This is a genomic window from Hallella sp. (assembly GCF_037460745.1).
GTDB classification, from domain to species: Bacteria; Bacteroidota; Bacteroidia; order Bacteroidales; family Bacteroidaceae; genus Prevotella; species Prevotella faecis.
Window position 1 is genome coordinate 21,957 of record NZ_JAXVAE010000154.1, and the last position, 12,849, is coordinate 34,805.

General features: G+C 54.0%; 10 protein-coding genes. 7 read left to right on the forward strand and 3 right to left on the reverse strand.

Annotated elements, in window-relative coordinates; all coding sequences use genetic code 11:
* The first annotated feature begins 41 nt into the window (after positions 1–41).
* From WKK33_RS10385 to WKK33_RS10405, 5 genes are all read left to right on the forward strand, one after another.
* The gene (locus WKK33_RS10385; protein WP_337933735.1) at positions 42–1,202 is read left to right on the forward strand and encodes a metallophosphoesterase; all 1,161 of its coding nucleotides are present in this window, start codon (positions 42–44) and stop codon (positions 1,200–1,202) included.
* A complete protein-coding gene (locus WKK33_RS10390) occupies positions 1,202–1,960 on the forward strand; it encodes a lysophospholipid acyltransferase family protein (RefSeq protein WP_215758511.1) in 759 nt (252 codons plus the stop codon). Before WKK33_RS10385 ends, WKK33_RS10390 begins: the two co-directional genes overlap by 1 nt.
* Positions 1,961–2,108: 148 nt before the next feature.
* Positions 2,109–2,858 carry a polyprenol monophosphomannose synthase gene (locus WKK33_RS10395; RefSeq protein ID WP_337933737.1) on the forward strand — a complete coding sequence of 250 codons (750 nt, stop codon included), beginning with the start codon at positions 2,109–2,111 and terminating at the stop codon, positions 2,856–2,858.
* The gene (mfd, locus tag WKK33_RS10400) at positions 2,855–6,541 is read left to right on the forward strand and encodes a transcription-repair coupling factor (RefSeq protein WP_337933738.1); all 3,687 of its coding nucleotides are present in this window, start codon (positions 2,855–2,857) and stop codon (positions 6,539–6,541) included. Before WKK33_RS10395 ends, mfd begins: the two co-directional genes overlap by 4 nt.
* Before the next feature lie 30 nt (positions 6,542–6,571).
* Positions 6,572–8,011 carry a sodium:solute symporter gene (locus WKK33_RS10405; protein WP_337933740.1) on the forward strand — a complete coding sequence of 480 codons (1,440 nt, stop codon included), beginning with the start codon at positions 6,572–6,574 and terminating at the stop codon, positions 8,009–8,011.
* Positions 8,012–8,356: 345 nt separating this feature from the next.
* Here the strand turns inward: WKK33_RS10405 and trxB are convergent, their stop codons facing one another.
* Together trxB and WKK33_RS10415 are read right to left on the reverse strand one after the other, a co-directional pair.
* Positions 8,357–9,286, reverse strand: coding sequence for a thioredoxin-disulfide reductase (trxB, locus tag WKK33_RS10410; protein ID WP_337568484.1), 930 nt, complete (start codon positions 9,284–9,286; stop codon positions 8,357–8,359).
* Positions 9,287–9,310: 24 nt separating this feature from the next.
* Entirely contained in the window at positions 9,311–9,862 is a 552-nt protein-coding gene (locus WKK33_RS10415) for a glutathione peroxidase (RefSeq protein WP_337933742.1), read from the reverse strand.
* Between the two features lie 314 nt (positions 9,863–10,176).
* Here WKK33_RS10415 and WKK33_RS10420 point away from each other — a divergent pair, with 314 nt between their 5' ends.
* Positions 10,177–10,734, forward strand: a complete 558-nt coding sequence (locus WKK33_RS10420) for a hepatitis A virus cellular receptor 1 (RefSeq protein WP_337933744.1) — start codon at positions 10,177–10,179, stop codon at positions 10,732–10,734.
* 69 nt (positions 10,735–10,803) lie between these two features.
* The gene (locus WKK33_RS10425) at positions 10,804–11,463 is read left to right on the forward strand and encodes a hypothetical protein (RefSeq protein WP_337933746.1); all 660 of its coding nucleotides are present in this window, start codon (positions 10,804–10,806) and stop codon (positions 11,461–11,463) included.
* Positions 11,464–11,882: 419 nt separating this feature from the next.
* Here WKK33_RS10425 and WKK33_RS10430 read toward each other — a convergent pair whose 3' ends face one another.
* Positions 11,883–12,788: a DNA/RNA non-specific endonuclease gene (locus WKK33_RS10430; RefSeq protein WP_337933748.1), complete on the reverse strand. Its 906-nt coding sequence runs from the start codon at positions 12,786–12,788 to the stop codon at positions 11,883–11,885.
* Positions 12,789–12,849: the final 61 nt, after the last annotated feature.

Genomic DNA, 12,849 nt, shown 5'->3' on the forward strand with positions numbered 1-12,849 from the left:
AGAAAAACTCCCAACGTAGCGCATAGATTGCGCCACCTGTTATGATAGCAAGAATCATCATACCTATCGTATTGTCCATTGTGCTGTCGGATCTCTACATCGATTGGCACTATCGTCGGCGACATCCCAACTGTCGGTGGTGGATGCGGGCGTTGTGGTGGATGCCGGGTGTGCTGCTCTTGGGCTATGCAGTGGCGCTGGCTACCATACGCAACTTCGTGCCCGACGACCTCATGTGGGTCAACGTCTTCATGGTTCTCATTGGGCTCGTGGTGGTGCCTAAGGTGCTTTTCGCCTTGTGCTCAGGGGTGGGATTTGTGTGCTGCCGACTGACGGGAGGCCACCGCAACTGGGGAAATCTGTTGGCCGTGGTGCTCATCCTGGGCAACTGGTATGTGCTGGCCTATGGCTTTGCGGTAGGAATCGACAAGCTGGAGGTGAGGCGCGTCGACCTCTATTTCGACAATCTGCCGGACGCTTTCGAGGGATACCGCATCGTGCAGTTTACCGATGCCCATGTGGGAACGCTCGAAGCGCGCAACGTGGGCTTGCTGAAGCGCGATCTCGATAGCATCAATGCGCAGCGGCCCGACCTCATCGTGTTTACCGGCGACTTGCAAAACGCACAGCCGCAGGAGCTCTATCCCGTGAGCGGGTTGCTGGCTTCGCTGAAGGCACGCGATGGTGTGATGTCGGTGTTGGGCAACCACGACTATAGCAAGTATGTGCATGCTTCGCCCGCTGTGGAAGCGGCCAACCGAGCGGAGACCATCGCCCAGCAACGGAGATGTGGTTGGCGCGTGCTGCTCAACGAGCATGTTGTCTTGCGACGGGGGCAAGATTCCATCGTCATAGCTGGCGAACAAAACTATGGCGACCCCGACAGCGCCAATTTTGAAAAGACCATGCATGGGGTGGGGCGGCAGGCTTTCACCATCATGTTGCAGCATAACCCGGCCGCATGGGATGCAACCATCGTACCTACGAAGCGGGTGGCGCTCACGCTTAGCGGCCATACGCATGGTGGGCAGATGTCGGTCTTCGGATGGCGCCCCACACGTTGGGTCTACGCTGAGGACTATGGCCATTACGAGCGGGGCGAAAGCCAACTCTTTGTGTCGTCGGGACTCGGGGGATTGGTGCCATTCCGATTTGGCATCTCGCCTGAAATAGTAGTGATTACCTTACATAAAACAAAATAATGAAGTACATTTATCGTCTTTATCAGCTTTGTGTCGTGTTGCCACTATTCCTGTTGGCATCGATTTTGACGGCCTTGGTAACGGTTGTCGGCTGCCTCTTGGGCAACGGTCACTTCTGGGGCTATTATCCCGGTAAGTGCTGGTCGCGCTTCATTGTGGCCCTACTGTTCCTGCCCGTGAAGGTGGAAGGGCGCGAGAACCTGCGCAAAGGTCAGTCGTATGTCTTTGTGGCCAACCATCAGGGAGCGTTCGACATCTTCCTGATTTATGGTTTCCTCAACCGCAACTTCAAGTGGATGATGAAGCGGTCGCTGCGTAAGGTGCCCTTCGTTGGGATGGCTTGCCAGTATGCCCACCACATCTTCGTGGACCGTAGTGGCGTGTCGAAGATCAAGGCTACGTACGATGAGGCGCGCAAGGTGTTGCGCGACGGCATGTCGTTGGTGGTCTTTCCCGAAGGCGCACGGTCGTTCACGGGCCACATGGGCAAGTTCCGTCGTGGCGCATTTATGCTGGCCGACGAGTTGCAACTGCCTGTTTGCCCACTGACCATCAATGGCTCCTTCGATGTCATGCCACGCATGCGCGACTGGCATTGGGTGGAGTGGCACCCGCTGACCCTCACCATCCACAAGCCCATTGAGCAGAAAGGACAGGGCCGTGAGTTTGAGAAGGAAATGGAGGATACGTGCTATCAGGCTATCATGGACGGCCTGACGCCCGAGTACCAAGGCTATGTGGAAAACCGCGACCAGTAATATCGCGGTTGCCAATGGATGGTAAAAAGTGGTAAAAAGCCCTATTTTCCATGCTAAATCCTTGGCGCTTCCTTCTTAATTTTATACTTTTGCAAGAAAGGAACGTCTGTCGACGTGCATCCTAACAAGTAAAACCTAACCAATTGCTATGCATACAAGTGATTCGATAGTTATCATTCCTACATACAACGAGAAAGAGAACATGGAAAAGATTGTCCGTGCGGTATTCTCGTTGGAGAAGTGTTTCCACATCCTCGTCATCGATGACGGCAGTCCTGATGGCACCGCCGACATCGTGAAACGGTTGATGCGCGACGAGTTTGCCGATCGGTTGTTCCTCGTGGAGCGCACCGGAAAGCTGGGGCTCGGCACCGCCTATATTGCCGGATTTAAGTGGGCGTTGGAGCGCGACTATGAGTTCATCTTCGAGATGGACGCCGATTTCAGTCACAATCCTAACGACCTGCCGCGCCTTTACGCCGCTTGCCACGACGAGGGCGCTGATGTGTCGGTGGGATCGCGCTACATCACGGGTGTGAATGTGGTCAATTGGCCCATGGGGCGCGTATTGATGAGCTATTTTGCTTCCAAGTATGTGCGCTTCGTCACAGGCATTAGCGTGAACGACACCACGGCAGGATTTGTCTGCTATCGCCGTCGCGTGCTCAAGACTCTTGAGTTCGACAAGATCCGATTCAAGGGATACGCCTTCCAGATTGAGATGAAATACACCGCCTACCGCATCGGATTCAAGATCAAGGAGGTCTCGGTGGTCTTCGTCAACCGCAAGGAAGGAACGAGCAAGATGAGCGGTGGCATCTTCAGCGAGGCGCTCTTCGGCGTCATGAGGCTCAGGCTCGACGGATGGTTCCGTAAATATCCAAAGATAAAGAATTGAACTTACAAGACATTCTGAAACTATATGGCACCCTGCCTCAGGCGGGTGCCATGCTCAAGTCCCTGGAAAACAAATCGGTGAGAGACGTTTTCCTGCAGGGACTATTGGCCTCTGCCGCCCCCATTTTCTTTGGCGCTGTGGCCAAGCGTTTGCGTCGCGACACCGTGTTTGTCTTGTCCGACGCTGATGAAGCTGGCTATTTTTTTAATGATCTCAACGACCAGACGGTGCCTGGCGCCATGCCTATGGTGGCCAAACAAGGTGCATCGGGTGGTGGGACGAAAGCCGCCGAGGAGGCCCCAAAACCATCGCTGGCTGGTGGAAAGCAGGCTTCTGAAGATGGCGCCAAGGCGGTTTCGACCATGAGTTCGAAGGAGGTGGCAGGCTCTCCGAAGTCAAATGGCGTTTCGGAAGCGTTGCCCTACGAACCCCTTTTCTTTCCTTCGAGTTATCGGCGTGCCGTGAAATATGGTCAGCGCGACGCCGCCAACGGCATCCTGCGCACTGAGGTGCTGGCCAAGGTGGCAGCACATGTCACATCGACCGATGAGAAAAAGACGGGCGATAGGAAACCCCTGTTGATTGTTACTTACCCAGAAGCCATTGCCGAACTGGTGGTTTCGCAAACCCATCTCGATGAGCGCCGTGTGTCGCTGAAGGCCAACCAAACCATTGAGATCACCGATCTGGCGCATCGTTTGCGCGACCTGGGATTCAAGGAGGTCGACTATGTGTACGAACCGGGGCAGTTTGCCATGCGTGGTAGCATCCTCGACGTGTATTCGTTCTCCAGCGAGTTGCCTTTCCGTATCGACTTCTTTGGCGACGAGGTGGACACCATACGCACGTTTACCGTGGAAGATCAGTTGTCGAAAGACCGCAAGACGGAGGTGGAAATTGTGCCCGAGTTGGCATCGTTGACCACTGAGAAGGTGCCCTTCCTGGAGTTTTTGCCCGACGACGCCTTGTTGGTGATGAAAGACCTGACGTTTGTTCGCGACACCGTGGAGCGCATTTACAATGAAGGATTCTCCTCGCAGGCACTCACCGAGCGTCTGGAGGGAGCCACGGAGATGGAGCAAGCGCAGATACAACGCGACATGACGCGCGATATGAACCTCTGTACGTCGGCGCGTTTCATGCGCAATGCCGCTCGCTTCCAGCACGTGTTCTTTGGGCCATCGGTAGCCAATCAGAGTCCACAGGACCTCATGGGCGCCGTGTCCACAGGCGAAAGCATCCGCCTGACGTTCCATACCACGCCGCAACCTCTGTTCCATAAGAACTTCGACTTGCTGCGCAAAGCTCTCGAAGACTACCTGTTGCAGGGGTATAAGATTTACATCTTGGCCGACAGCGCCAAGCAACAACAGCGCCTGAAAGATATCTTCGATGAGACGGGATCCGACCTTGAACGCTCGCATTCGAACGCTCAGCGGACGGCGATTACCTTCATTCCTGTGAGCAAAACGGTGCACGAGGGATTCGCCGACAGCGATCTGCGGGCTTGTTTCTTTACCGATCACCAAATCTTCGACCGTTTCCATAAGTACAATCTCAAGTCGGACAGCGCACGGGCAGGTAAGATGGCCCTGACCATGAAGGAGTTGCAGGAGATGGAGCCTGGCGATTACATCGTGCATGTGGACTTGGGTATCGGTAAGTTTGGTGGCTTGGTACGTGTGCCTACACCCGATGGCACCTATCAAGAGGTTATCCGTATCATCTATCAGAACAACGACAAGGTGGACGTGTCCATCCATTCGCTCTATAAGATTTCTAAGTATCGACGTAGCGACACGGGCGAACCGCCCCGCTTGAGCACGCTGGGCACAGGTGCCTGGGAGCGTCTGAAGGAGAAGACGAAGAAGAAAATCAAGGACATTGCCCGCGACCTCATTCGGCTTTACGCAAAGCGACGCCACGAGAAAGGGTACGCTTTCTCGCCCGACAACTTCATGCAGCATGAGCTGGAAGCCAGTTTCCTGTATGAGGACACGCCCGACCAGTTGCGCACCACGCAAGAGGTGAAGGCCGATATGGAGCGCGCCCAACCCATGGATCGCCTCGTGTGTGGCGACGTGGGCTTTGGAAAGACAGAGATTGCCGTGCGTGCGGCATTCAAGGCGGCGTGCGACTCGAAGCAGGTGGCTGTGCTGGTGCCAACGACGGTGTTGGCCTATCAACACTACCAAACGTTCCGTTCGCGCCTCAAGGACTTCCCTGTCAGGGTCGATTACCTATCCCGTGCCCGTTCGGCTAAGCAAACCAAGCAGGTGCTGGCCGACCTTGAGAGTGGAAAGGTCGATATCTTGGTGGGAACGCATAAGTTGCTGGGAAAGACCGTTGCGTGGCACGACCTGGGACTGCTCATCATCGACGAGGAGCAGAAGTTTGGCGTATCGACCAAGGAGAAGCTGCGTAAGCTGAAGACCAACGTCGATACCTTGACCATGTCGGCTACGCCCATCCCACGCACATTGCAGTTCTCGCTGATGGGCGCACGCGACATGAGCATCATCCGCACGCCGCCTCCCAACCGTTATCCCATCCATACGGAATTGTGCACCTTTGAGGGAAGTGTCATCGCCGACGCCATCAGCTTCGAGATGAGCCGCAACGGACAGGTGTATTTCGTGAGCGATCGCATTGCCGGCTTGCAACATATCGAGGAGATAATCCATAAGTATGTGCCCGACGCCCGCGTGGCGATAGGCCACGGTCAGATGCCTCCGGAGAAGCTGGAGGAGATCATTATGGGGTTCATCAATTACGATTACGATGTGCTGCTATCCACCACCATCGTGGAGAATGGTATCGACATATCCAATGCCAACACCATTATCATCAACGACGCCCACCATTTCGGACTGTCGGACCTCCATCAGATGCGTGGCCGTGTGGGCCGAAGCAACCGCAAGGCGTTCTGTTACCTCATGGCGCCGCCGCGTAGCGTGCTTACCCCTGAGGCCCGTCGCCGCTTGGAGGCCTTGGAAACCTTCTCGGAATTGGGCAGCGGCTTCAACTTGGCCATGCAGGACCTTGACATCCGAGGAGCCGGGAACCTCCTGGGAGCGGAGCAGAGTGGCTTCATGGAAGACCTGGGATATGAGACCTATCAGAAGATTCTCAACCAGGCTGTGACCGAGTTGAAGAACGATGAGTTTGCTGATCTTTATGCGCAAGACATTGCCCAAGGAAAGGAAATCTCAGGCGATGAGTTTGTGGAAGACTGTGCTGTCGACAGCGATTTGGAGATGTATTTCCCCGAAACCTATGTTCCCGGAAGCGCCGAGCGTATGTTGCTTTACCGCGAACTCGACAATATCGACCGCGATGAGGCGCTCGACGCCTATCGCCAGCGCCTGATAGACCGCTTCGGACCGGTGCCTCACGAGGGTGAGGAGCTGATGCAGGTGGTAACGCTACGTCGCATAGGCAAGCGCCTTGGATGCGAAAAGATAGCGCTCCGGCAAGGTGTGATGAACCTGCAGTTTGTCTCTCAGCAAGACAGTCCGTTCTATCAGAGCAAGGCTTTCGGCCGAATCATCAAGTATGTCATGGCCAATCCGCGCCGTTGCCAGTTCAGGGACGTGCGTGGTCACCGCCTTATCCAGGTGAGGAACATCCCCTCTGTGGCCGAGGCTGTGGGTGTATTGCGCGGCATGGAGCGACAGGAGTGAGCGCGTGGGGAGTGTAAAATAGCATTTGTTATGGACATATTGATTACCGTCATACTTTATTTCTGTGCGTTGTTCGTCATGAGTCGGCTTACGGCCCGTCGGTCGAGCAACGACACTTTCTATCGGGCCAATCGCCGTTCGCCTTGGTATATGGTAGCGTTTGGCATGGTGGGCGCATCGATTTCGGGCGTCACCTTTGTGTCGGTTCCCGGTATGGTGATGAACATTCAGATGACCTACGTGCAGACTTGCTTGGGTTTTATCCTTGGATATTTTGCCGTGGCCTTCCTGTTGCTGCCCATTTATTACAAGCTGAACCTCACCACCATCTACACTTACTTGGGCCAACGCTTGGGCCTTCGGTCGTATAAGACAGGCGCTTGGTTCTTTCTCGTGTCGAAGATGACGGGCGCCGCCGTCCGGTTTTATGTGGTATGCATCATCCTACAACGGTTTGTGCTCGACGCATATGGCGTTCCCTTTCCCCTGACAGTGGTGGTCATGGTGGCGCTAATCTGGTTTTACACCCGTCGTGGCGGCGTGAAAACACTCGTGTGGACCGATACCTTCCAGACCCTTTGCATGTTTGGTGCCTTGGCGCTCATCATCGTTCATGTGGTGGGCGCTTTGGGCATGACGTTGCCTGAGGCGCTCTCGGCTGTGGCTGCCGATAGCCATTCGCGGATGTTTGTGTTCGACGACTGGGTGTCGAAGCAAAACTTCTGGAAGCAATTCCTTAGTGGTGTGTTCATCGTGATAGTGATGACGGGCCTCGATCAGGACATGATGCAGAAGAACCTGACCTGCAAGACCTTGCGCGATGCTCAGAAAGACATGTGTACCTATGGTTTTGCCTTTGTGCCGGCCAACCTGTTGTTTATGTGCCTTGGTGTGTTGCTCATGCTGCTGGCGCAGCGCCAGGGTGTGGCGTTGCCGCAGGCAGGCGACGAACTGCTTCCCATGTTTGCTGCCACGGGGCGGTTGGGCTCAGTGGTGGTGGTGCTCTTTACGGTGGGCATTGTGGCCGCATCGTTCAGCAGTGCTGACTCAGCGCTCACCTCTTTGACCACCAGTTATTGCGTAGATATTCGCGGACGTAAGGACGATGAGTGCCTTCGCAAGCGCGCCCACCTGGGCATAGCCGTGGTGTTTGCTCTGTTTATCTTAGCCTTCCGTGTGGTGAATTCCACCAGTGTTATCGACGCTATCTACATTCTTTGCTCGTATACCTACGGTCCGTTGTTGGGACTTTTTGCCTACGGACTGCTCACAAAACGAAGCGTCAACGACCGGGTGGTGCCTTATGTGGCCGTTGCCTCACCCATCGTTTGCTATGTCTTGAACGATGTTGTGGCTCGCACTACCGGCTATCAGTTTGGCTATGAGCTGTTGATGCTCAACGGAGCGCTGACCTTTGCCGGTTTATGGCTGCTGTCGGGGGCATCGAATAAAAAAACAATAAACGGGTAATCGATTAGCAATCTATAGTTTAATAGCGATAAATCCGACACCGATTGCGTTATCGCCGCTTATAAATCATGGCAAGGAGTGGAATGTTGCGCATGTGTTGTGCGCCATTCCTTTCTCCATAAAGCATGTGTGGAACGAAGCTTCCCTTATGTGTTGGCGGATTGAAACCGGTGGGATGGGATGTAGGCGAGATTCTATGAAAGAGGCGACAATAGTCGGGGTGATGCCCCGATAAGTTGTCGCCTCTTTTATGGTTGGTATGTTTCTTACAATGTTGGTGTCTTACGGCGTTAGCCTTCGGATAAGCGTTTCGCTACCGTTGCTTACGTGAGAGCAGGCTAAGGGTTATCGATTGAGAAACCACTGAGCCTCAAGGGCAGCCTTGCAGCCCGAAGCGGCGGCCACGATGGCCTGTCGGTATGAAGGGTCGGCGCAGTCGCCTGCCGCAAACACGCCCTCCACGTTGGTGCGGGGTGATGCGCCTTGCGTCTTGATGTAGCCCACCTCGTCCATGTCGAGCTTGCCACGGAAGATGTCGGTGTTGGGCTTGTGGCCGATGGCCAGGAAGAAACCGTCGATGGGCAGGTCGTAGCGCTTCTCATCGGCCTCACCCTTACGCCACACGAGATGAGCGCCCTCCACACCATTCTCGCCATAAAGGCCCAGTGTGTTGGTTTCGTAGAGAATCTCGATCTTGGGGTTCTCCTCCACGCGTTTGCGCATGATGTCGGAGGCGCGCAGGAAAGGTTTGCGCACAATCATATAGACCTTTTGGCATAGGCCAGCCAGATAGTTGGCTTCCTCGCAGGCTGTGTCACCACCGCCCACTACAGCCACGACCTTCTTGCGATAGAAGAATCCGTCGCAGGTGGCACAGGCCGAAACGCCCTGTCCGTTGTATTTCTTCTCGTCGTCCAGGCCTAAATACTTGGCCGATGCGCCAGTTGCGATGATGATGGTGTCGGCCTCCACCTGCTCGCCACGGTCGGTAGTGACCACATAGGGGCGCTTGGTGAGGTCCACATCGGTGATGATGCCGTCGCGGATGTCGGCTCCGAAGCGTTCGGCCTGCTGCCTGATTTCCATCATCATTTGGTTGGCGTCGACACCCTCAGGGTATCCGGGGAAGTTCTCCACGATGGTGGTTTGCGTGAGCTGTCCGCCCGTTTGTATGCCGCAGTACTCGATGGGGCTGAGGTTGGCGCGTCCGGCATAGATGGCTGCTGTGTAACCAGCGGGCCCGCTGCCGATGATGAGGCACTTTGTGTGTTCCATGGTAGTGTTGATGAGTGTTTATGGTTATGCCAGGAGTTCTTCCACGTCCTTGGCGATGTTTTCTATTTTCTCTGTGGGCTCATAGCGTTTCACCACTTGTCCCTTCTTGTTGACGAGGAATTTGGTGAAGTTCCACTTGATGTCTGGTGTCTCGCGCCAGTTGGGGTCGGCCTTGTCGAGCAGATCCACGAGTACCGGTGCAATCTCGTTGGTCATGTCGAAGCCAGCGAATCCCTTCTGCTCCTTGAGGAACTTGAACAGGGGGGCTGCGTCGTCGCCGTTGACCTTGACCTTCTTGAAACGTGAGAATTCGGTGCCGTAGGTGAGCTTACAGAACTGGTGGATCGACTCGTCGGTTCCTGGTGCCTGCTGCCCAAACTGGTTGCAGGGGAAGTCGAGAACCTCGAAGCCTTGTGAATGATATTTCTCGTAGAGTGCTTCCAACTCAGTGTAGGTGGGGGTGAAACCGCACTTTGTGGCCGTGTTGACGATGAGGAGCACCTCGTTGGCATACTCGCGGAGCGACACGTTGTTACCCTTGCGGTCTTTGACCGAAAACTCGTAAACAGTTCTCATTTTTTATATCCTTTGGTTTGTTATGTTGTATTATTCCGTTTTATGTTCTGTATGCAAATTTACTAAAATAGGAGGAGATAGCCCCGAATGGAGGGTTGTTTTTTCAAGATTTAATGATATTTAGGCCAAAATAGTGGCACATGTGAACAAGGTTTCAATGGGTTGGTGCTGCTTGAAGCAGCGTTGCGGTCGTGTTTTCCCCTTAACGAATAGGGATTTCCCCCGAAAGAATAGGAGGTTATGGCTTGCAAATGCCATAGGGATTAACTATTTTTGCAGCATATAACATTAAGGAAACTTAAAACGATTTGATTATGAAAAAGCTTTCTACTCTCATGACGATGGCCTTGGTGGCCATGATGGCGCTGACGCTCACCTCGTGCGACGAGGATTACGACATAGCTTACACGCTCGAAGGCACGTGGAGGGGCAACATGTATGTGAGCTCCGTTTACGACGGATACACCTACGACGCCACTTACACGGAACTCTGCTTCGTGCAGGATCCCTACCGATACAGTTCGGGAACGGGTTATTGGATAGATCACTACGCTGGCGACGCCCCTTGGCGCTACGTGGCCAACCACACCGAGTGGAAGGTGCGCGGTGGTGTGATCCGCATCCACCTCATGGAGGAAGACACGTACGTTGAGATCGCCAACTACCGTCTCGACGACAACTACTTCGACGGAACCATCTATTATGATGACACGAAAGTCAAGTTCCGCATGAACCACACCTCATCGCCCAACTGGAACGACTACGATTACGGTTACGACTATCGTACAGGCTATTACGCCAAGCCCGCACCCGGAGTGCGTGCTGCCTCGGGCGACGCCAAGCCCATGAGGGTTTTCAGAACCCAGGAGTGAGTAGCGAACGCAGAGCCAGTGAGGAATGTAACGAACCGAATTAACAACAACTAAATCAAGATGCGCAATATGAAAACAATGAAGATGATATGGGTGGCTATGTTGCTGGCGTTGCCCATGGTGCTGACCAGCTGTGGCGATAATGATCCTTACTGGTATGGCGATTACGACTATGGTGGCGATTATCGCCCCAACAACCGTCCGGATGAAGACGACGATGAGGATTTCTGTGTGAGCATGGCGCAGACGCTGGCCGGACAGTGGCGTGGCGAGCTGATGGCTTACCAAATAGACTCGGCCGGTGTGGCCATCGACAGCATCCTCTACAGCACCGACATCGAGTTTAAGCAGTATAACCGCCAGAGCATCAGTGGTACGGGAACACAATATGACTATGAGATCTACTACGACAAGTGGGGCAAGCAGTATATCGCCGATGAGCCTTTCACCCGCAATTTCACATGGTACATCGATCCCAACAACGGCACTATTTACCTTACTTACAAGGAGAAGCATAGCGATGGCACAACGAGCGACTATGTGATGACCATCGATTATGACGACCTGAACCTCGACAACCGCACCTTTACAGGCTACCTTTGGGCTGCCGATGGCGGTGAGGTCGACGACTTCTGGTTTGAGCGCTACAAGGGCGACAGCAACGCCAAGGCGGCACAGCCCACGAGCGATGGTCGCAAGGCCGTGAAGCTGAAGCTCGTAATGCGCTAATCCCACGCTTCGGTTCTTACCCCAAATCGGTCATTAGACCGAAATAGGTAAAATGGTAGTTTGTTATTGATTCTTTCCAACTCTTGTCAGCGTTTCTTTCGGCATCTTGCTTCCATTCGCGTTTCGCCATAGCCCGCTATGCCTTCAACGCGACTGTCGCAACCTGCTCGAAACAAACACTAACAAGAATTGAAATCTAATGACCGATTTGGGCTTATCAAACATACGGTTGGCTCCTGTCAGACGAGTCATCGGCTTTAGCCATATATGGCATTGCCTGCTCTTAGACAAGCCGTCGGCTCTTGCATGTCAGACATTGGGCCAACACAAACAAAGGAGGCAAACACCATCGACAGGTGTTTGCCTCCTTTGTTTGTGTTGGTTCTTGCCCTATGTGGAGTGGGCGAGCGAATGGCCTTTTACAAGCCCCACCATTTGAGGTCGATCTTCGCTTCCACCTCGTTCTCGATGGCGTCGGGCAGGTTGCAGAAGAAGTCGATGCCGGTAAGCTTCTCCAATCGGTCGATGGTTACGGCGTAGTTGCGGAGCTTGGTGTCTTCGTTCGACTTGTGCTCAAACCACAGTCCGAGTGCGTGGTACTTTCCGTTCTTTACCGAGAGGATAGCCGTGAAGTAGTATTTGGGCACGATGAGCTTACTCTTCGAGGTGTAGCCAGCTATCTGGCTGCTCTTGTCGATGGTTCCGCCCTTGCAGATGTAGAGCACGTCGCGGTAGTTGTTGGTGTTCCAAGTGTTGCGCAGCGCGCCCTCCATGGTCAGCCACACTCCCGTGTTAAACCCTCTTTTCTGCGGCTGGATGTTGCTGAGGTAATAGGTCTGCTCGTTGGCCTCCTTTGAGTTGAGGCGGTCGGCCGATGGGCAGATGTGTCCGCGGTCGTAGCCCGACGATCTGTAGTCGGCCAGTGTGGTGCGGTATTGCTGTGGTATGGTGGTGTCCTCTTGGAACGGGTCGCCTCCCCATTCGGTCTTTTCCCAGTTTTTGCGGTTCCAGTTCTTCACGCTGTTGATGGAGTTGAGCTGGTAGCAAGTCCATCGTTGCGCCTTCTTGTCGCAGTCCCATTCCACGGCGAAGTTCACGCCGTAGTTGTCTACGGAGTGCACCAACACAAGGTTGTTTCCTCCTGTTTTCAGACGTGGAAACTCCAAACGTCCGTAGTTTGGGTTTACGTTGGTGGCGTTGGCGTTGGTGTTTACGCCAGTCTGTGTGCCCGGTTTCTGGCTGGGCAGGTTGTCGTCTTCCTGACAAGAGAAGCAAGTCAGGGCGATGGCGAATAGCGATAACGCTACAAGACGATAATGTTTCATGTTTTGTGTCTAGTACTGATGCGATAAAATCGCATAGTTATTAAAATTCATCAAATAAAGT